15 protein-coding genes are annotated in these 20,909 nt (G+C 70.6%); 4 read left to right on the top strand and 11 right to left on the bottom strand.

Annotated elements, in window-relative coordinates; all coding sequences use genetic code 11:
• Positions 1-44: 44 nt before the first annotated feature.
• A complete protein-coding gene (locus OG199_RS43795; protein WP_331727744.1) occupies positions 45-1,907 on the top strand; it encodes a hypothetical protein in 1,863 nt (620 codons plus the stop codon).
• Positions 1,908-1,996: 89 nt separating this feature from the next.
• Positions 1,997-3,355 (top strand): hypothetical protein, encoded by a 1,359-nt coding sequence (locus OG199_RS43790; protein WP_331727742.1) that lies wholly within the window; start codon positions 1,997-1,999, stop codon positions 3,353-3,355.
• A 291-nt stretch (positions 3,356-3,646) separates the two neighbouring features.
• Here the strand turns inward: OG199_RS43790 and OG199_RS43785 are convergent, their stop codons facing one another.
• The 8 genes from OG199_RS43785 to OG199_RS43750 all read right to left on the bottom strand — a co-directional run bounded on the left by OG199_RS43785 (position 3,647) and on the right by OG199_RS43750 (position 13,199).
• Positions 3,647-4,765, bottom strand: a complete 1,119-nt coding sequence (locus OG199_RS43785) for an NlpC/P60 family protein (RefSeq protein WP_331727739.1) — start codon at positions 4,763-4,765, stop codon at positions 3,647-3,649.
• Entirely contained in the window at positions 4,762-7,287 is a 2,526-nt protein-coding gene (locus tag OG199_RS43780) for a hypothetical protein (RefSeq protein ID WP_331727736.1), read from the bottom strand. Before OG199_RS43780 ends, OG199_RS43785 begins: the two co-directional genes overlap by 4 nt.
• Positions 7,288-7,379: 92 nt before the next feature.
• The gene (locus OG199_RS43775) at positions 7,380-9,935 is read right to left on the bottom strand and encodes an ATP-binding protein (RefSeq protein WP_331727733.1); all 2,556 of its coding nucleotides are present in this window, start codon (positions 9,933-9,935) and stop codon (positions 7,380-7,382) included.
• A 4-nt stretch (positions 9,936-9,939) separates the two neighbouring features.
• Positions 9,940-10,605: a hypothetical protein gene (locus OG199_RS43770; RefSeq protein ID WP_331727730.1), complete on the bottom strand. Its 666-nt coding sequence runs from the start codon at positions 10,603-10,605 to the stop codon at positions 9,940-9,942.
• Positions 10,602-10,919, bottom strand: a complete 318-nt coding sequence (locus OG199_RS43765; RefSeq protein WP_266943912.1) for a hypothetical protein — start codon at positions 10,917-10,919, stop codon at positions 10,602-10,604. Before OG199_RS43765 ends, OG199_RS43770 begins: the two co-directional genes overlap by 4 nt.
• The gene (locus OG199_RS43760) at positions 10,919-11,911 is read right to left on the bottom strand and encodes a conjugal transfer protein (protein WP_405834894.1); all 993 of its coding nucleotides are present in this window, start codon (positions 11,909-11,911) and stop codon (positions 10,919-10,921) included. The genes OG199_RS43765 and OG199_RS43760 overlap by 1 nt, the downstream gene beginning before the upstream one ends.
• A 71-nt stretch (positions 11,912-11,982) precedes the next feature.
• Positions 11,983-12,243, bottom strand: a complete 261-nt coding sequence (locus OG199_RS43755) for a hypothetical protein (RefSeq protein ID WP_331727722.1) — start codon at positions 12,241-12,243, stop codon at positions 11,983-11,985.
• A 116-nt stretch (positions 12,244-12,359) separates the two neighbouring features.
• Positions 12,360-13,199 carry a hypothetical protein gene (locus tag OG199_RS43750; RefSeq protein ID WP_331727719.1) on the bottom strand — a complete coding sequence of 280 codons (840 nt, stop codon included), beginning with the start codon at positions 13,197-13,199 and terminating at the stop codon, positions 12,360-12,362.
• A gap of 643 nt (positions 13,200-13,842) precedes the next feature.
• On the opposite strand from OG199_RS43750, the gene OG199_RS43745 reads away from it, so the two are divergent.
• Entirely contained in the window at positions 13,843-14,994 is a 1,152-nt protein-coding gene (locus OG199_RS43745) for a hypothetical protein (protein WP_331727717.1), read from the top strand.
• Positions 14,995-15,061: 67 nt separating this feature from the next.
• Here OG199_RS43745 and OG199_RS43740 read toward each other — a convergent pair whose 3' ends face one another.
• Positions 15,062-15,385, bottom strand: coding sequence for a hypothetical protein (locus OG199_RS43740; protein WP_331727715.1), 324 nt, complete (start codon positions 15,383-15,385; stop codon positions 15,062-15,064).
• Positions 15,386-15,760: 375 nt separating this feature from the next.
• Between OG199_RS43740 and OG199_RS43735 the strand changes: the two genes are divergently transcribed.
• Complete coding sequence (locus OG199_RS43735) at positions 15,761-16,144, top strand: hypothetical protein (protein WP_331727712.1); 384 nt, start codon at positions 15,761-15,763, stop codon at positions 16,142-16,144.
• A gap of 77 nt (positions 16,145-16,221) precedes the next feature.
• Here the strand turns inward: OG199_RS43735 and OG199_RS43730 are convergent, their stop codons facing one another.
• Together OG199_RS43730 and OG199_RS43725 are read right to left on the bottom strand one after the other, a co-directional pair.
• Positions 16,222-19,386: an error-prone DNA polymerase gene (locus tag OG199_RS43730; protein WP_331727709.1), complete on the bottom strand. Its 3,165-nt coding sequence runs from the start codon at positions 19,384-19,386 to the stop codon at positions 16,222-16,224.
• Positions 19,379-20,905, bottom strand: coding sequence for a DNA polymerase Y family protein (locus OG199_RS43725; RefSeq protein WP_331727706.1), 1,527 nt, complete (start codon positions 20,903-20,905; stop codon positions 19,379-19,381). The genes OG199_RS43730 and OG199_RS43725 overlap by 8 nt, the downstream gene beginning before the upstream one ends.
• Between the last annotated feature and the right edge of the window lie 4 nt (positions 20,906-20,909).

Raw genomic sequence — 20,909 nt, 5'->3', positions numbered from 1 at the left:
TCAGCATGGCGCGTGCTTGCGCCGAGAGAGGAAGGGGGCGCGGCGTGAGCCTGGATGAGCTCTACACCAGCCCGCAGATCGCCAAGCGGCTCGGCGTGACCCGGCAGCGCGTCGACCAGCTCGTGGAACTCGGCCAACTTCCGCGGCCGCTGGGCCGCTCCGGGCGGACCCGCCTGTGGCGGGCGGCTGACATCGAACTGGCCCTCGCGGGCCGCGACCCGTCCACCGGGCGGCCGCCCACCCCCGACTGGGACACGGTCCCGGCGCCGGACGTCCCGCTGCGCCTGGAGGTGGACGAGGTGCTCACCGTGCCCGGCGTCTGGTTCGACGAGGCGCCCCGGGTGCACGTGCGGATCTGGCGGGGACCGGCGGCGGGCACCCGCCGCACTGTGGTGCTCTACGGCGCCCTGGCGGAGTCGCACGGCATCATCACCAACTACGCTGAGACCGTGGCCCGCGCCATCGCCGCCAAGCACCTTGGCGTCGGCGAAGCGCGTAGCGCCTGGTACTTCGGATTCTGGCCGCGCGGCTTTCCCCGCCCCGAACTCCAGGTCCAGTACGTCAGCTTCGCCTTCCCCCGCGTATCCGGAGGCGGACTGCTGGACACCCTCCTGCGGCGCGGCAGCCGGGACACCTGGACCGGCGAGTTCGAGCAGCCCGTCTGGCAGACCATCCAGCCCGCCCAGCTCACCCGCGTCCTGGGCACCGAACCCGATCTCGACTTCCCGCCCGGCACCTACATCGCCGCGGTGGTTACCGCGCTGGCCGCCGGACACCGTCCGGCCGTCATCAACTTCGATCCGCGTGGCCTGGGTGCCCAGCTGCGCCGGATCACCCGCCTGCACGCCTACCGCCAGGCTCTGCTCGCCGGGGACAGCGCCCGTCCCGGCCTGCCCGCGCTCGGCCTGCTGGCCGACGGCGGGCATCATGCCGCGGCCCGCACCGCCGAGGCCCTGGGCATTGCCGTGCGGGTCCTGATGCCCGACGCCCGCACGGTCGCCGAGGACTACCGCCAGCACGCCGACGCCGGGGACCCGGGCGCGCGCCTGGTCGAACGTCGCTTCTATCGGCCCGGCCCCGACGAGCACGAGCTGCTGATCCGCTACGCCGACCTGGCCGACCGTGAGCTGTCGACCGGCGCCGTGCACCGGGCCCTGACGGCGGTGCGCGCCCTGGCCGGTGCGCTGGCTGACCAGGCCGAGACCGGCGGCCCGCACGCCGATACGGACCTCGGCGATGCCCTGGCCGCCGCCGAGCCTGAACTGGTCAGCACCCGCCACCTGCTGGACCCCACGCTCGTCGACGACCCCGGCCCCGCCCCGCGCGCCATCACAGAGCCCGGCGACGCCGAACACGCCTACCTCGCCGCCGTCTCCTGGTGGGGTCCGGCCGCCGGCGACGCCCACCGGGCCGCCGCCCTGCGCGGCCACCTGTGGGAGAAGGACCTCGAAGGCCTGCGCACCGGTTACGACCCCTTCGGCCGCCTGGTCCTGCACAACCCCACCACCGGCACCGTGGCCGTCGAACGCCCTCGCGCGCTGCCCGCAACCCCGTACCCCGACGACGCCGAAATCGCCGCCACCCGCGGCAGCATGACTGCGTTCGTCCTGCTCCCGGACGGTCGGTGCGACATCCTGCCCACCGACCCCCGCTACAGCCACGACGACGTCACCTGGGGCTACGGCGGCACCGGCCCGGAAATCCTCGCCCGCGCCCTCTCATTCGCCGTCCTCGCGCACCCCGACCCCGAGCACCCGCTCACCCTGGAGGACCGCCCGCCCGCCATGGACGCCTATCTGATGGACCTCGTCACCAGCCACCCCCAGCAAGAGCCTCTGCGGCTGACCGTCGGTGTGCTGCGCGCCCAGCAGGAGGGTGCTCCGGCACCGGCCGAGGTGACCGAGTAGCGGTCCGAGCCGCCGCCAGATCCAGTGCGTTTGCCGCATGGCCATCGATCCAGCAGCCCCGAGCGGGCCCCATCGGAAGGCGAACAGAAGTGATCAACCTTGAGGAACGCGTTGCCGCGTGCTGGTCTCCGGAAGTCCGCCCGTTGATCGTCGAGGCGCATCGGTGCTATGCCACCGGCTCCGCGCGTGCTGCCATCGTGCTCACCTGGACTGCGGTCTGCGCCGACGTGATCGAAAAGCTGCGTCGCCTCGCCGACGACGGAGAGGGCGAGGCGAAGCAGCTCGTGGAGAAGATCGAGAAGGTGCAGGGCAAGACCGACGCCGCGGCGATCAGGACCATGCAGGACGTAGAGACGGGGCGCCTCCTGGAGACGGCGCTGACTATGGAACTGATAGACGCCGTCCAGCACCGCAAACTCGACCAGCTGCGCCTGGACCGCAACCTGTGCGCCCACCCGTCACTCAGCCCGCTCGGCGACGTCTTCGCCCCTAGCCTGGAGGACGCGCGGGCCCACCTCGCGGTGGCGCTCGACGCGCTGTTTGTCCACAGCCCCAGCCAGGGCGCCAAGGTCGTCGCCCGGATCCAGACATTGCTCGCCGACACTGCATTCATCGGCGAGGACTTCATCGCGCAGACCTACTACGACCAGGTCAGGCGGTCCGCCGTCCGCCGCCGTCTCGTCCAGCTTGTCACCAAGCACGCCCTGCTGGAGATCGAGGCGAAGGACCTTAGCGCCAAGGCGATCGCGGATCGCGCCGCCGTCTGCCTGACCGCCTTTGCCCGCCGCGACCGAGACCTGGTCAGGAACGAACTGCGTCACCTCGTCCCGGAGCTGAGCCAGAAGCCAGCCGACGTGCAACTGCGCGCGGTGGGCCGTCTCGGTCACCTCGACCTGTTCTGGGAAACGACCGACCCCGTGCTCCGCGACCAGATCAATGGCGTCGTAGCAGGCATCGACCCGCTCGCCAGCTCACTGGCCCCCCATCACTTGGCCCTGCTGTCGCTCGTGGCGGTCGACGGGGTGCGCGCTCTGCTGCCCGCGCTCGAACCGGTCTTCCGCCAGCTCCCCCTGCTACCGAAGGCCGCGGTGATTGCGCGCCGCCCGGGACGGTACTTCGTGCCGAAACTCGCCGGGATGCTCCAGGACGCTAAGTCCTTCCGAACCGCCGAAGCCGTGTGCAAGGACGCCGTGCTGACATGTGCCCCGTTCCTGAACACCGAGGATCTGACGGCCGTGCTGAGCGCCTGGGTCGACAGTGTCGACTGTCGGGAAGCATCCCAGATGCCCGAGCACGCCCTCATCCTCTACCGCGCCACCGCGCATCTGCCCGGTGCCGTGGAAGCCTGGCGTACCTTCACCACCCGGGCCAAGGAGCTCCGCCCGGACTGGGAGTACTACCACTACATCGAGGTCGCAGAGCAGCTGCCGCCACCCCCAGAAAAGTAGACGGGCCAGGGCAGCGGCGATCCCAGATCGCCGTGTCTCGCCCGGACAACATCAGGGCACGGCTCGCGGTGTGCACAACGAGGCCCCGCGGCCGGAGAACCGGTGAACGCCCGCGGCCGCTCCGGTCGAGGCGACAACTCCCGTCCACCGGGGCAGCTTGACCTGTTCCGCGTACGGACCAGCCCACGCATCACCATCGCCTACGGCCTTGGGGGCCAGTGGAGCAGCCGATATCGGCTGCTCCACTGGCCCCGAACTCCAGGATGGTGGAGATCCGGAGTGCTCAAAGCGTCACAAGACGCGCCGAATTGACCAGTCGAACCCGGTCCAGTAGCCGTTGGTGACGACCACGCTCTCCACCGTCTTCCCGGTCCGCGGGGCGTTCACCATCTTTCCGCCCCCTATATAGAGGCCGACATGGCCCCAGTTTCCGTCGTTGTTGAAGACGATCAGGTCGCCGGGCTGCAGGTCGGTGCGGGCCACCTTCGTCCCCACGCTGCGCATGGCCTGTGACGTGCGCGGGAGCGTGACGTGGGCTCCCTTGTAGAAGGCGTAGACCATCAGCCCGGAGCAGTCGTATCCGCCTTGGGTCGGCCCGTGGATGTCACCGCCGCCCCATACGTACGGGGTGCCCTGCTGGGCGAGTGCGGCCGCGATGACGGCGCCGGCCTCCCCGCCGACGGCCGAGCCGCCGGTTGTGACGGCGGGGGCGAGCTGGTCGTACTGGCGGACGTAGCCGATGACCTTGTCCGCGTACCAGCCGGCGTTGTTGTACCGCAGGATTGCCTTGCGTAGTTGCGCGTCGTTGCTCAGGTCGCTCTTGCCGGTGCCGCACAGATACAGGGCGGTGCCGAGTGCGGCGTCGAACGCGTTGTTGGGGTCTTTCACGCCGTCGTTGTTGCCGTCCGCGCCGGACGGGCCTTCCCATGTGGAGGGGATGAACTGCATTGGGCCGACTGCCCGGTCGTACGCGGTGTCCCCGTCCCAGCGCCCGCCGTCCGTATCGCGGAAGGCGGTGGTGTTGCCGCCGACGCCGCTGCCGTCGAGACGGGGACCGAGGATGCGCGGCGTGATGTCTCCGTTCGCGGCGATCGCCCGGCCTGCGGCGTGGTTACTCTCCACCTTGCCGATTCCGGCGATCACTGACCAGCGCATCCCGGAGCACTTGGGGCGCAGCGAAGTGATGCGCTCGGCCGCGCTGCTGTACGCGGCGAGCATCACCGCGTTCACGCCGTCCACCTTCGCGGGCACGCCCTGCGCGGTCAGGGCGGTGCCATCGCCGGTTTCGCCCTCGTGCTCGGCCGCGCCTCCGGCCACGGCGGCGACGAACAGGATGCAGATTCCAAGGACGAACCCGATCGGTGTGAGGAGCGCCGCGGAGGCGAGCAGGGTCTTCTTCGAACCGGTCAAGGCCGGGCACCGCCGCGGCGACGGGGAGCAGGCCGCGCTGCACGGGCGGGTGCCCGACGCGGAGTCGGCACAGCGCTGGCCGGGGGAGTGGCCGGGGTGGTCGGCGGGGTGGCCTGGCGGTTGCGAATGCGGTGCAGCCGCATCTGCAGTGCGGCCTGCGCCGGGCTGGCCGGGGCCTGCGGCACACGGGGCGGCACCGGACGCCGTTGCGGAGCGGCGGGCGCCACCACGGGCGTGGGACGTACGGGGCGCGCGGCAGCGGGAACGGGCCGGCGTCCCGGGGCAGGGCGTCCGCCAGCGGGGCGGGCTGGGGCAGGGGGCCGCGGTGGGGTGAAGGGGCCGAGCGGGCGGCGGCCGCGGATCAGGCGTCCGACCGAGCGCAGGTTGTGCCGGTACTCGCCTGCGAAGTTCTGGACGGTCGGGGCGTATTGCTGCTGAATCTGGCCCAGGCGCTGGCCGAGACTCTGGACGCCGCCCGCGACCCGTGCGGGCACGGCGGTGACTGCAGCGCTGGTACGGCGGGCGGCGCGCGGGCCGTAGACGGGCAGGCCGAGCGTGGACTTGAGTCCGACCTTGCCGAGCTTCAGGCCGCCCCTGGCGGCGGCCTTCGTGGTGCCGGCTGCGGCTCTCGCGGTGCCGCCGATCATCCGGCCGGTGCCGCGGACGAGGCGTGCGGCGAGCGCGGTGCTGCCGCGTGCGTGCCCGTACGCCGCTCCTGCTGCGCCACCACTGGCAGCGAGTGCGCCGAGCATCATGCCGCCGACCAGGAGCTTGCGGCCCATGCTGCGCCTCGGGGTGTGCTGGCCGAGATCCGTGGGGGTGCCGCCGCCGAAAATGCTGCTGCCGATTCGGGCGCGGGCCCGCAGAGAGAGGTTTTCCGCGCCGTGCACCAGCTTCTTGCGGTAGCTGAACGCGGAGATGCACGTGATGTCGATGACGACGAACCGGACGGTGACGCCGCCGGGGATGTCCCTTTCGGGAGCGTTGATGATGGCGGTGATGACGACGATCAAGACAGCGAGCGCGCCGACCGCGAGGACCATCAGCCACAGGTAGCGCAGGATGGTGGTGGCTCTGGACGTCAGCCAGGAGCGTCCTGGCCCGGGCAGCACACCGATAGCCAGGGCGACCTTCGCGATCATCGCCTCTTTCGCGATGCAGAACTGGGCGTAGAGGAACGATCCGTCCAGCACGGTGATGAACAGACAGACCAGCAGGGCGGCGATCGCCATGAAGAAGGCGCCGCCGACCTTGTCCATGCTGGCCCTCTTGAGCGCTGCGGCGTTGCCGCCCTTGACGCAGGCCTTCTCGAACTTTGCGATGGGGCCCTTGGCCTGGACCTTCTCCTTGATGATGTCGTTGGGAAGCTGGGTGGTGCTCTGCATGAGGTCGCCGAGGGTGCCGCCGATCCACGGGACGTTCTCACGCAGCGCGTTTTGCCCGGAGTTGAGGATGCCGTCGAGCCACTGGTCGGCGACGGCCTGCTCGATGCGGGACTCCTGGAAGTCCTTGGCACACTTGCCCTCGAAGGTCTGCCCGTATGACAGCAGCATCGCGGGCCTGACCACGAAGGCGTCGACCAGGGCGTCGGTGATCGGGCGGGACAGCTTCTTGGCGTCCGGGGACTCCCAGCCGCCCGTACCCTGCTCCGCGCTGTTGACCGTGGAGGGCTTGTTCGTGTCGAGGTCCTGGTTGTCCAGGATCAGCGCGGCGACCTCGACGGCCAGGGCGCGGGCACTGCCGACCGCGCCGTGCTGCTCGGACAGCAGCATCTGAGGCGGCGCGGCGAGCGTGGTGACGGACAGCGCGGAGATCACCAGGGCGGCGGCCGCCTCGCCCCAGCCGCGCGCCTTGCGCCCGAACATCAAGTGCCATCCGGCGACGACGCCCGCGTACGTCAGGCACAGGCTCGGCAGGCCGATCTGCACCAGCACGTTCGTGTACAGCGCGTCGGACACCGTCAGCGCCGGTTTGAGGAGGAGCCCGGCGAGTTTGAAGCTGAGACTCCAGGCGATGAGGAAGCAGGCGAAGGAGACGAGCCATTTCGTGCCGAGGAACTCCATCTCGACCAGGAAGGCCTCGATCTTGAGGTCCCAGTCTTTCCAGCTGCCGGTGTCGGAGAAGATCCGGTAGGCGCTGACGGGGTTGCCGTACTGGTCGGTGACCTCGAACGCGGACAGGACGCCGCCGTTGCGGCGGTCGGCCTTGTACTGGGCGATGCGCTTTTGCCACGCGTCGGCCAGCTTCTTGGCCTTCGCCTCCTTCTCTGCTTCCTCGCGCGCCTTCTTCTCCGCCGGCGTCTCCTTGGCGGCCTTGTCCTGTGTGTCGTTGCCGCTGTCGGCGGTGTTGCTGGGGGCGGTGGCGTCGGGGGACTTGGGCGGCAGCAGCCCGGGTGCGGTCGGCTGCAGCCCCGGCTCGAAGGTGGAGTGTGACGGTGAGGGAGTCGGGGTGGGGGCGGCGCCCGCCGTGCTCGCCAGGAGCAGCGAGCACACGGTGGCGAGCAGCAGCATGCTCACGCCCACGGCGAAGATACGCCCGGGCCGCAGCCACCGCCCGTCCGTGCGCCGCGCTCCTATGAGGCCTGTCCTACGCGGCCGTCTGGCCGCCCGGCGGATCATGCCGCGGCCAGGAGCGGCTGGGAGTGGATGTGGGCAGCGGCGCGTTCGTCAGCGGGGATCAGGATCTGCATGCCGCTGATGCGGCCGTTGAGGTCGCGGTGCAGGCACTCGCCGGCTCGCGCCGTCTTCTCATCGTCGGAGACGTTGATGGGCGACAGCCCCGTCGTCACGAGGGCGACTAGGTCCTCGTCGTTGGGGTCGCAGCCCAAGAACCGCAGTCCCCGGCGGGCGAGTTCGAGGTCGGTGTGGCGGAAGAGGAACCGGCGGGGGATCAGACCGAGGATGACCTGCCCGATCTCGCTGTCCGAGGGCCCGATGTCTTCGGCGTCGTGGCTGCCCACCAACGCTCCGGAGTTGTGCTTGCGGCCGTCGCGGACGACTTCCAGCAGCAGCTCGCAGCCCTCCGGGCTTGAGGTCAGCCACCAGCACTCGTCCCACACGACCGCCGTGAACTCCTCGTCGCGCGCGAACGCGATCTTCCGGCAGAGGGCGGCGATCAGATACATCACCGAGCGGCCAAAGGTCTTTTCGAACTCCAGCCGGTCCAGACGGTCGCCCTCCAGCTCCCGCTTCTTGGGCAGCGCGAGGGAAGCGACGGAGAAGACGACACTGTCGGCTTCGGAGGTCCGCACCACCGGCAGCGTCTCGTCGAACAGCGCCTGCGCCAGGTCTTTGCGGGCGACCGCGGCCAGGCGCCGCGCCACCGTCTTCGACGCCGGATCCCCCGCCCCACGGGTGGCCAGTTCCTCGGCCAGGACCCGCATCGAGGGGGAGGGACCGGCCAGCACGGAGGCGATCGCCTCCGACAGTGCGATGCCCTCGTCGTCCATCGGCGACATCCCCAGCAGCAGCGTGAGGAAGGACTCCGTGAACCGCTGCGCCTCCCGCGGATCGTCGAAGATCCGCAGCGGGTCGAGCGAGACGGAGGCGGTGTTGTCGATGGTGATGACCTGCGTCTCGCCCGGGCATGCGCGCGCGAACTTCACCCACTCCTGCTTCGGCGTACGGTCCACAATCACTGCCCGGCCGCGGCTTCCCCGCACCCCGAGGCGGCGTCCGGCAGCGAGGATCGCGTACACGGCCGCCTTCAGCGCGACGCTCTTGCCGGCGCCGAGCTCGCCGACGTACGCGGCCGACGCGGACGCGTTCTCCCTCGGAGCACGCGCGAAATCGATCAGCACCGGCCGCATGCCGCCGCCGGCCAGCTGCAGCCCGTACAGCGGTCCGGTGTCGTCGCCGAGCCCGGCCCCGGTGAAGGGACCGGCCATGGCGAAGTCCCGGGCCAGCAGGTACTGCGAATAGCCGACACTGACGCGCGGGGTGCGGGCGCCGGGCAGCATCCCGTACCAGAGGTTCTCCATCTCGCCGCGCGGCCGGTCGAAAACATACTCACTGCCGCCGAAGTAGCCGCGCAGCTCCTTCGCACGCCGCTCCGCCTCGGAGGCCGTGTCGCCCCACACGCACAGCGTGGTCATGGCCCGCACCTCGACCTCGCTGGCCGATGCCGTCAGCCGCTCCCGGTACTCGTGCATCCCGCCGGCAGCCTTCTCCACCGAAGCGGGCACGCCCGCCGTCTCGCCGTCGTACTCGCTGTACTGTCCGGCCAGTTCACGGGCCTGACGGCGCGACTTGGCCTCGGCGCTGGACCCGCTCTCCACCGCCAGACGCACCGTCCAGTCGACGGGGTAGGGGAACTGGTCGACGTCGGCGAGGTACTCCGAGCCGGGAAACACAAACGACTCCGGCATCTGGGACAAGCCCAGCAGGCACTGATACGAGGTGCCCCACTCAGTGGCCGACTCCAGCCAGCGCCGTTCGAACATCGGCGTCTTCGGCTTGCGCCACGCCTTCGACTTCGACGCGGCCCTCGGCTCGGCCTCGGGCTGCCCGCCCTCGGCGAGCACGACCTGGCCGAGCGCAGCCACCGCACGGCCGCGGCCGCGCGCGGTGTGCACCGTGTCCCCTTCGGGCAGCAGCGGCTCGATGACGCCGCGCCGCGCGCTGTGCCCGTAGATCCACATAATCTCGGCCTCGGTCGCCGGACGCCGCTGGATCGCCGACGGCCAGGTGGAGGCGAGATCGGCGGCCTGCACCAGGCGCTCCAGCTCCTCCTCGGCCGACACCGGCGCGGGCAACAGGCCCAGTTGAAGGGCGAATTCGGCGCGCGCGGCCCGCAAGGCATCCGCGGCGGCCTGCCGGCGTGAGGTGGGCAGCTGCACCGCCAGCCAGTCCGTACGCCCCGTCAGCTCCAGCTGTTCGAGCTGGTCCAGCACGGTGTGGGCCAGCTGCGTGTAGCGCGGGGAGGCGGCGAGGTCCACCCCGGCGCACATCTTCTCCACCACGGTCGCGGGATTGACCTGCGGGCACAGCGACAGCAGCATCGCCTCCCCCTGCAACTGCTTGACCAGCGATTCCAGGCTGGTCAGCCGCTGCTCCTTCGCGCGACGGGAGGCGTTGGCGTGCGCGGATCCCTCGATCCGCCAGATCGCCCACACGCTGCCGTGGACCGTCCAGATCACGTTGCCGGACAGGTGCCGCACAGGAACCCGCATGGTGTTACACCCCCTTCGTTCGCGTACTGGTGGTGCTGGTGGTGCGCGCGGCGAGCAGCGCGCCCGCCGCGGACAGAACCTGAGGCCGGCCCGTGGTCTGGACGCCGCGCGGGGAACCCCCCGCCGCCTGCCACGAGTTGCTGCTCGTCCCGGCCGCGAGGGCGCCGGCGAAAGCCGACGTACTGTCTCGATTCACAGGCTTGTCCTGCAGGACCGAAGCCGCGGGCAGCCGGATCGGCGCGGCCGGGGTCTGCCAGGTGACGGTGCACATCCCGTACACCGAGCGAGGGCCCAGACCCTTCAGCGGACGACCGCCCATCCGGCCCAAGCTCGGGGCGGCCATCAGCCCGAGCACGCTGCCGGCGACCGCAAGCGGATTGCGGCCGTCGACGTTGACCTTGCGGACCACAAACCCCAGCGCGTACGGCAGCGCGAACGCGATGACCACGTTCCCCAGCAGCCCGAAGTGCGCCCACAGCGGCCTGAACACGATCAGGGCGACAAATGAGCCGGCCATCACGATCGCCTGCGGGATCGTGTACGGGCCGCCCCACAGCCGGCCGCCGCCCGGGAACCGGCCGATCACCAGCGGGTGGCGGCGCGCGTGCGTGTAGCAGCGGCCCACCAGATCCGCAGTCTCGGCCGTGGGAGCCTCAACGGGGGTGCTCACTGCTGTTCACCGCCCGCGACGACCGGCCTGCCCTCGACGATGCGGGACGGCACGACGGCGGCCGCGGTCTTGTCGCGGTTGATGTCCTCACCGGTCTTGTCGCGCAGGATGTCCATGTTGGCGATGCCCCACCAGATCGCCCCCGCCGCGATGCACGCGACGAACGTCTTCAGCGGCGACTTGGTGTTCCCCCACACCCACAGCACGAATGCGGCGCCGAAGATCGGCGGGAGCAGGTTGACGAGGATGTCCTTGACGTCGGCGCTCATCAGCTTGAAGTCGCCGAGGACGCCCGCGGCCATGACGATGTTCATTACTTCTCCTTCGAGGTGGTGCTCAGGCCGGGGGCCGCGTCCAGCGCGGCGATCTCCCAGCGCCCATCGCGCGCCTTCAGCGCGATCGCGTACGTCAACGGCCGCACCTGCCCGTCCGAGCCGGTGGCCCAGATGTCGACGAGCAGTTGCCGCTTCGCCCCCTCCGTGGCCGGGGCGTCCATCGGGAAGCCGGCGCCCTGCTCGGCGAGTTGGGAGACCTCGATCCGTTCGTAGGGGGCGGGCGAGACTGCGGCCAGGTCGGTGCCCGGCGACAGATAGCGGTCCAGCTCCCCGGACCCGGTCAGGTAGGCGGCCAGGAACTCGCCCACCGCGGCGGTGGCGGCATCGTGCGTGTCCGCCGGCACGGGCGAGCCGTAGTCGAGCTCCAGCCCGTCACCGGCAGAAGGCGCGGCGACCTCGGCGGGCAGCGCGGCCGCGATGTATCCGCCCCCGGAACCCGCTTTGACCGGAACCTGGAAGTACCGCAGCACCTCGCCGGACGCGGTCTCGGTGTCCGCCGTGGTCGTCTTCTTGGAGGCCTTCGCCTGCGAGGTGATGCGCGCGGCGACGGTCACCGACCAGTAGCCGGACGACACCTTCGTTACGCGTACCGCCGCAAGCCGGTCGGCCTGCTGGATGCGCGGGGTCGCCTCCAGCGAGATATTGCGCATCTGCGGGTAGTACGGCGCGAGCGACGCCTCGGTGCCCTTTCCGGCCTCGACGTACGCCGCGACGTACAGCTGCGCGAAGCCTGCTGGGCCCGCCGTGTCCGCCGCCGTTGCCGGCGCCGTTGTCTTCGGCGCGGGCGGGGCCGTTGTGGCCGCGGTCGTCGGCCGCATGAACGCGAGGATCCCGAGCAGCGGGCCGACGATCAGCAGCAGCCAGGCACCCCACCGCAGCAGGGTCGTCAGGTTGGCGACCGCCCCGGAGGAGACCGTCACCCAGCCGCCCTCCACCGCGTCCACCGGCTCGACGAACTCCGGCTCCGCCACAACGGCCGCACGGCGACGCGTCGTTGTCGTGCGCTCTGTCCGCTCGGCCGAGGCCGATCTCGTGCGGCGGCTCACGACAGCGCCTCGCTTGCCGACGCGGCCCGCTGTGCGCGCACCGTTGGTGACAGCCCGCAAAACCGGGCGAAGGCCTCCCCGGCGTCGTCCGCGTCCTCGTCGAGATACGCGCGCATGGCGTCCGTCGTGGCCGCGGCGAACGGCGCGATCTCCAACAGCGCCACCAGCTCGCGCAGCCTGCGCCGCGCCCGCACCAGCAGCACCTCGTCCGCCTCGTCCGCCCTCATGCCGACCCCGTTGTCTGCCACCGCTGTCATCGCGGCCGCTCCCTCCGAGCCCCTCGTGCACCGGGCTCTCCGCCGCACACCCACCGCAAGGAGCTCCGGCGTCCGGAACGTGACACCCCAAATCCCGCGAACGTCTCGGCGCGCGCTCATGCGGCCTGCGCCCACGACTCGGCGACCGCGCGCAGCTGCTGCACCGTCCGGCTGCGCCGCTTGCGCCAGGCGACCGCGGAGACCCCGGCGCGCTCGGCCGCCTCCCGGCCGCCCTCCCGCACCTCGTCGGCGATCGCCCGCGCCCGCTCGGCGTCGACCATCCCGGACGACACCCCCCACACCAGGAGCTCGATCAACTCACCCCGGGGACCGGACAGCTCCTCCTCACACGGCGCCTGCGCCAGCACCGCGCGGCCAGCGGTCTCGGCGAGCACGCCGCGCCAGGCCGCGTCGACCACGTTCTGGTCGGACGGCATCGCGGCCAGCTCGGGCTGCCAGGCCACGCCGTCGGGCTCGAAGTCGGCCTGCAGCTCGCGGCTCGCCCGGTGCAGCGTCTCCAACATCAAATTCGCCGCGACCTTCCGCTGCCGCGCCGCGGGGTACGTGCGCACCACCTGGTACAGGGCGGCGACGACGACCTGGCCCACCTCGTCGAAGTCCCGCTCCGCACGCATCAACCGGCGCGCCAGCCGAAACGCCCCGGACAACATGGCCTGCACCACGACCCGCGCCGCCAGCTGCGCCTCACCGCCCGCCCCCGCGGCCACCGCCAGGACGGCGGCCAGCCACCGGTCGCTGTGCGCGCGGCCCTGGGACCGGTCCCGGCGCTCCAGCTCGACCAGCAAGTCCTGCAGCCGGTCCGGGCTCTCACCCGGCGCGAGAACGCCGGCGTCCTCCAGCCAGCCGCGCACCATCGCGGCATGCGCCGGCTCGGCGCACACCAGCGCCCACTCGGCGTTCAGCCCCACGAAAATGCGCTCGCTCCCACCAGCCACGACACGGCCCCTTTCGATCTCTCGTGTCGTGGACTCTCCTCAGCACCTCTGACCCCACCGGCGACCCAAGCCCCCGAATGCGCAGGTCAGCCGGTTGCCCAACTGCCAACCCAGCCAGATTCCGTGAGCGGGTCAGCGCCGTGACACCCCTTTTCCGGCTCGTCGCGAGCGGCCGGAGGCTGGCAAATTTCCGCCTCGGTCCGCGCAGGGACTGGGGGGAAGACCAGGAAGGGAGAGCCGGTCGTCCAGGAAGGGACAGCGCTGTGGCGAAGCCGAAGAAGAAGCGTGGGGTGCGCATCCCGTTCGTTGAGGACGCGCGCGGCGACACCTACGACCCGCACGCGATCGACGTGAAGCCCACCCCGCCCTAACTGAAACCACTGACGTGCAAGGGCTGCGGCATACGCGTATCCGCCCGCGACGGCAACGCCGCTGACCCCGACTCGGGCAGCTCGCATACTTCAAGCTCGAACCCCACCGCCCCACCTGCCGATACGACCTGGGCTGGCGCGGCAAGCAGCTCGTCGATGCCTCCGGGAGCACGGTCCTACGCGTCGAAGGCTGCGAGGAACCGCGTGCCGCGGGGGCGGATGGTCATGCTCGCGATGCTGTGTTCAACGCGCAGGACCGGGACGGGGCACTGATGGGTAATGATGACGCCGTGAGTCTGGACCTGAGCAACTACGAACTCCTCTGGCCCACATCGCTGTTCGTGTCGGAGGGTGAGCGCATCCTCCGATCCATGAGCTCCGTCTGGGAGGACCGGGCGATATGGCTCATGACGGAGGCCCTGGCCGGCACCACCGCGGTCGCGGACTTCGAGGAGGTACCCAGCCACAGCGCGCGAACGGATGATCCCTGGGCAACCACAGTCAGCGGCTGGGACACCACACGGGCCGGGATGGACAAGCACGACTGGTTCACCGAACTCGTCAACCGGGCATCCGAGCTCAGGCATGCTGTCACTCCGCGGCCGTACTGGCCGCAGCGTCGCGGCAGCGGACTCTCACACGACGGCAGTACGCCGCGCGACACCCGACGCGATTTCGCACGGATCATCGGCGAGTTCGCCGACAACGGCTACCTGGTTGAGCGATTCGGTGAGGAATGCGTCGACGACCCCGACGAACTGCCGGACGCCTCCGAGGTGATCGACCAGCGCCTCGGCATCCCGCACCTGTGGCCCCTGACCCCGGAGACGTGGGACGAGGACACCTTCTACGGCCTGATCGAGGTGTTCCACGACCTGGTCAGCCGACCCCGCAAGCGGTGGCCCCACTCCTACAACAACTGCGGCTGGCACCACTCAGAGTTCCACAACGGCCCGGCGCGCATCCTGTACCGGTGGCAGGTCAACCAGCTGCTGCGCGCGGCCGGCATCGAGTACGAACTGGCCGCGGAAGGGGAAGACCTCGGACGCCTGGTCGCTGTCACCGACGACGCCCGCAGCCAACTGGTGCACCGTGTCCTCAACGACAGCGCACCTGACATCACCACGCGGACCCGTCACGCCATCGCACTCTTCCGAGGACGCGACACATCGACCGAGAGCAGGCGATCGGCGATCGTCGCCCTCGCCGGCATCCTGGAAGAACGCCGTGCACTGATCAAGGAACAGGTCGGTAGGCCCGACGAAGGGGCACTGTTCGAGATCGCCAACCGCTACGACCTGCGCCATCGCAGGGCCGGTCAGCGGGGCGACTACGACGAAGCGTTTCTCGACTGGATCTTCTGGTGGTACCTGGCCACGGTGGAGCTGACCAACCGGCTGATCATGTCGCGGAACCTCGACTGAGACTGCGGACCAGCCGTCGAGGCCCTTGAGCATGGGGCTGCTGAGTAGGTACGGACTCCCCGGAGAGCTATTCCTCGCTGTGGCCGAGGCCCCGGACACCGGGCTGCTCAACCGACGATGGAACAGACTCACCGATCCTCGTCTCGTGCACCGTTGGCGCCGGATGGAGGCCGTTCTCGGACTTGGAGCCTGTGCCGTCCCCCAGGCTGAGCAGGAAGGCGAGGATGAGGATGGCGGCCGCCGCCGCGGCGACGCCGCCCGCCAGATCCCCCTGCTGCCGCAACTGTGCGTTGGCGTCTGCGGTGGGGCGGCGGTACACGCGGTACCCGATGCAGCAGCTGATGACCACGATCAGGAGGTTCTCGGGGGCGATGTGCAGGTGCAGATCCACTGAGGGCCCTTAGATCCATGGGGCCCGGCGTACCGTCAGGGCCCCTACTCGACGAGGAAGCCCTTCGGTGGATCGGTACGAGCGACGCCGAAAGTCACGGCAACCACGAGATCGTGACGCTCAGCGCATACGACTGTTCACAAGGTGTCACCACGAAGGACTTTTTTTAAGTCCTCGCCGTGTGCAGGATCTCGAAGCCCCCACCGCAACTGGCCCAGCTACGCGCACTTGTGACGGTTCATCATAGCCCTCCGGCCGGCCCGCAGGACTACTTCGGCGCCGTGATCACACCAGCCACTGCGGGATCATCTCAGTTGCAGACGTCACGGGTTCCCACTGATCCTTTGCCCACTCGACGAACAAGGGGAGGGTGACGTGGGGCTGATTCTGTTCCCGGGAGACGGAGATGCGAGCAGTCCAGACGCCACCTGGTCCTACAATGGCTTCGCCGCATTCCGGCGACGGCTGGCACAGGCCGAGGGGTTCTCGCTCTCCGAGATGCGGGGCTTCGGCGGGGAGCGCGCCTGGCGCAATGTCTCCACCGCGCTCGAGCCACTCCTCAATCGCCCAGATGACGGCGGCGGCGAACTCTCGCCCACCGAGTGCGCCGCGATCCTGCCCCGGCTGAAGGCGATCACAGAACACTGGCAGGACGAGACTGGCGACCCGCTCCTCCAACAGCACCTCGACGGCGCCCGACAACTGACGGTCGTCCTGCGGCTCTGCGTCGAAAGGGACGTCGACCTCCTCTTCCTCTGACGTCCAGTAGAGCAGGAGCCGGTCCTCAAACCCCCGCGGTTACGGGACAGCTCTTAGGGGTCCGTCGTCACCGGAGGTCAACGCCCGGCGCGGCGACGACGTGTCGACGCGGGTACCGCCACTGCTTCCACCCTGTGCACGATGACGTTGACAGCGCCGTGCGACCGCTCGACATGACCGTCCAGCAGCACCGCAGGGGCTTCGATCAGCAGGTGCCGGTGGTGCTCCCACACGGGGGGCGAGAACACCAGGTTGATCATGCCGGTCTCGTCTTCGAGCGCGCCGAACGCGACGCCGTTGGCGGTGGGCGGGCGCTGCAGGTATTTGGCGAGTCCGCCGATCCGTACCCGGGTCTGGTCCGCCATGACGCGTGCGGCGGCCGCGGGCAGCGCGCCGCGTTGTTCCAGGTATCCACGCACGTGCTGGACGGGATGGGTGGTGGCGCTGGCGCCGGTGGTGGCCAGGTCGGCGGCGGTCTGTTCGGCCAGTGTCATGGCGGGCAGTTTGGGGGAAGGCGCGAGGGCGCCGAGCCCGGGAAGGTAGGGCTGGTGGCTGCGGGGGAAGGCGCCAGCGACCCACAAGGTGGTCCGCCGGTGTTCACCGAAGCCGTCGAACGCACCGGCCGTGGCGAGCGGTTCCATCAGCCGCGCCGGCAGCTGGGTGCGGCGGGCGACATCTTCCAGGTCCTTGAACGGCCGCTCGGTGCGGGCAGTCACGATCGTGCGGGCGGCCTCCTTGCTGAGACCGGTGACGCTGGTCAAGCCGCGCCGGATGGCGGGCTGCCCGGACGGGTTGGCCGGATCTGGTACGAGCGTCGCGTGCACGTCGGAGGCCTGGATGTCGACGCCATGCACGGTGATGCTGCGGCGCTTCGCGTCTTGGATCAGGGTCTGGGAGTCGTAGAACCCCATCGGCAAATTCGCCAAGGTCGCGGCGATCAGCGCTGCTGGGTAGTGGTGCTTGATCCATGCGCTGGCGTAGATGATGCCGGCCATGGACTGCGCGTGGCTTTGCGGGAAGCCGTAGTCGCTGAAGGCCTCGATCATGCCGGTGATGCGCTCCGCGGCCGCGGGCGGAATCCCCTTGCGGGCCATCCCGTCCAGGAGTCGGTCGCGCAGTTCGGCGACCTTCTCCGGGGCGTGCTTGGCGGCCATCGCCTTGCGCAGTCGGTCCGCCTCGCCCGGCGAAAATCCGGCGCAGTCGATCGCCAGCGTCATCGCCTGCTCCTGCCACAGAGCCACGCCCAAGGTCTTCTCCAGGGCCCGCTCGGCGAGCGGGTGCGGATAGGTGACCGGTTCTTCGCCACGGCGGCGGCGCAGATAGGGGTGTTTGGAGCCGGCCTGGATCGGCCCGGGCCGGATGATCGAGGCGGCGACCGCGAGGTCGTCGAAGGTCTTGGGCCGCAGCTGGGGCAGTGTCGAGACCTGGGCTCTGGACTCCAGCTGGAAAACTGCGATCGAGTCGCCGCGCGCGAGCATGCGATAGACGTCCGGGTCGTCCTCGGGGATCGAGGCGAGATCGAGGCGGACGCCGTGGTGTTCGGCGATCATGTCGCACGCAGTGTGCAGGGCGGACAAAATACCCAATCCCAGCAAATCGATCTTCACTAGGCCTGCCGCTGCCACATCATCCTTGTCACCGCCCAGCACAGAGCGTCCTTGGGCAGTGGCCCATTCGACGTGCATGATCTCGCCGATGGGCTGGCGGGTGAGGACCATGCCACCGGAGTGCACGCCCAAGTGCCGGGGCAGCTTGTGGAGTTGGGCGGCGAGCTCGCGGACGTCGGCGGGCAGGTCCGCCTCGGGGCCGGGCGGGGTGTGGTGGATGTGCCGGGTCATTTCGCGGATACGGCCGATGGGATAGCCGAGGGCCCGCGCGGCCTCCTGCACCGCAAGCCGCGGTTGCATCGTGATCACGTTGGCGACCTGGGCGGCGTGCTCGCGGCCGTAGCGCTCGTAGACGTACTGGATGACCTCCTCCCGGCGGGCGTTCTCGAAGTCGATGTCGATGTCGGGCGGGCCCGCCTTCTCCATCGACAAGAACCTCTCAAAGAGAAGCCCGTACTTCAGGGCGTCGACAGCCGTGATGCCGAGGACGTAGCAGACCACGGAGCTGGCCGCCGAGCCGCGGCCCTGGCACCAGATGCCCCGGCCGACCGCGAACTGCACGATGTCGTGGACGATCAAGAAGTACCCGGCCATGGACAACTGTTTGATGATCTTCAGTTCGTGGTCGAGCTGACGCCATGCCGCGGCGGCGGACGGCTCGTCACGCTCCCCGTACCGGGCGGTGCAGGCCCGTTCGGCGAGGTAGCGCAGCCAGGAGTCCTCGGTGAACCCGCGCGGGGTGGGGAAACCAGGTAGTTCGGGGCGCAGTTCGTCGAGGTCGATCACCAGGTTCCGGCCGAGTTCGATCGTGGCCTCCATGACCCCGGGGTAGCGGGCGAAGACCTGCTGCAATTCGTCACGGCTGCGCAGGTGCGCGGTCGGGGCAGGCATCAAGTGGCCTGCGGCGTGTTCGAGGTCCTCGCGGCGGCGCAGTGCGGCGAGCGTCTGGGCGAGGCGGGCCTGGCGCGGGGCCGCGTAGTGGACGGCGCCGGTGGCGATGACCGGGCAGCCGGTGCGGCGTGCGGCCACGACCATCACGTCGTTGGCGACGGAGTCCTCGGGGAGGTGGTGGTCGACGAGTTCGCCGTATACGCAGGGGCCGAACACCTCCACCAGGCGCTGAAGACGGTGGGCGACCGCGTTCACGTCCCGCCGGTCGAAGTCCGGGTGGGGGCAGCCGGGCAGGACCGCCCAGTGGCCATCGGCCGCGGCCGCGGAGAGCGCCTGCAGGTCGTAGCGGGGCGCCCCTTTGGAACCGGCCAGCTGCGCAGCGCTGATCGACGCAGAGAGGCGGCGGTATCCCTCCAGGTCGCGAGCGAGTACCACCGGCGTGCCCAGCTCGGGGTCGTCCAGGGTGAGTTCGGCGCCGTAGACGGTGCCGATCCCGGCCGTCTTCGCGGCCTCGGCCAGGCGGCGCGCCCCGTAGAGGCCGTCGCGGTCGGTGACGGCCAGCACGGTGATGCCCAGTCGGGCCGCCTCGGCGACGAGCTCATGCGGCTGCGCGGCGCCCTGCAAGAAACTGAACGCGCTGTGGACATGGAGCTCGGCCCAGTCCGTCTCGGCTGTGGCCTCTCCCGCGGTCGTGCGACGGGCCGAGGGCAGTTGAAGGACGGGCGCGCGGTGGTGCTCATCCATAGTGGGCCTCCGCCCACCACCGGCCGTGCTCGACAACGAGCAGCCAGGCGCGGCCGTCGGCGCCCGCGATCTGCATCCGCGCGATACGCCGGGCGCGCTCGCGGTCCCACCACTGCTCCAGCACCGGCCACGGACCGGCCCATCCCGCGACCGCCGCCTGGCCGTGCCCTTCCACCGCGACGTGGGCCGGCGGGGCGGACAGGGCCAGGCGACCGGAAAGCGTCACCGGCTGTCCGGCGTCGTCGGCGAGCTGAGCGGGCAGCCAGGCCGGGTAGACCGTGGCCGGGTGCGGGGCGGGCAGCCGTCCCGGCCACGGCCCGGCCGGCAGTTGGCGGTCGGTGTCGAGGTCGCCGAACGGTACGAGCCGGATCCTCTCGGCCGGGCCTCGGCCGCCGCCGAGTTCGATGCGCACCACGGCTTGGTGGCCGAGCAGCGCCTGCACGCGGGCGGCGGCCCGCTCCACTTCTTCCGGGGTGTGCCGCTCGCCGAACAGCGCGCTCTGGCGGCCCGTTGCCGCGCTGAGCTGCTCGGGTCGCAGCACGAGGCGGACGATGCCGCGCTCGCCTCCGGCGTCGAGGGTGCCGGCATCGGACCAGGCCTGCAGGACGCCGCGCACCCGCTCGGCCACCGCGAGGGCGGACAGCCGTCCTTCATGGCGGAAGATCCGGGTCAGGGTGCGGCCGTCGGCGAGCTCGACGCCGGCTTCGAGCCGGGCACACACCACGCCGGCCGCGGCCAGCTGCTCGTGGAGCTTGTCGGCGGCAGCCTTGGCGGCGAAGGTGACCGGCTCCAGGAGCTGCTCGGCGGGCTCGAAGGCATACGCCACCGTCTGGTCGTCGGAGCTCTTGCGCGCGCTGAGGGGGCGGGCCTCCTGGCCGCTGGCGGTGCGATGTGCGGCCGCACCCTCGCTGCCGAAGCGGGCCAGGACTTTGTCCTCGGGCAGGGCTGCGAACTGGCCGACCGTGTGGATGCCCAGGCGCTTGAGCAGTTCCGTCAGGCGCGGCAGGCCAAGCACGCCCACCGGGTACGGGGCCAGCCACGCCGCGTCGGCCCCGAGGGGGACGAGCTGTCCGGCCCGGGCGGCGAGCGCCGCCGTGAACACCGTGTCGGCCAGACCCGGCCGGGCCGGAAGGTCCCGTTCAGTGACGGCGGCCACCAGCCGATCGGCCAACTGCTGCTCGCCACCCCAGTACCGGGACGGCCCCCGGGCAGGCGCAGCGACCAGACCGGGGCGGATCACCTCCAGGCGCGGCATCACCGTGTCCTCGAGATGACGCACCACCGGCTCGAAGACGCGCATCTCCGCCGCGAGGTCCCGCTCGACGACCCTCAGCTGCGGGCAGCGGGAGAGGGCCACGCGCAGCCGCATCCGGCGCCGTACCCCGGCCCCACGGGCGGCCGCCGAGCAGGCCACCACCGCGTCACGGTGCACGACCGCCACGGCCTCCGCCGCCTGCACCCCACAGGCGAGCACCGGGAAGTCGGGGATCCAGCCGACGACGACTCTGCCTTTGCCCACCGTG

Source organism: Streptomyces sp. NBC_01176, from assembly GCF_045039825.1.
Taxonomy (GTDB): domain Bacteria; phylum Actinomycetota; class Actinomycetes; order Streptomycetales; family Streptomycetaceae; genus Streptomyces.
This window is presented reverse-complemented; position numbering and strand designations above follow the sequence as displayed.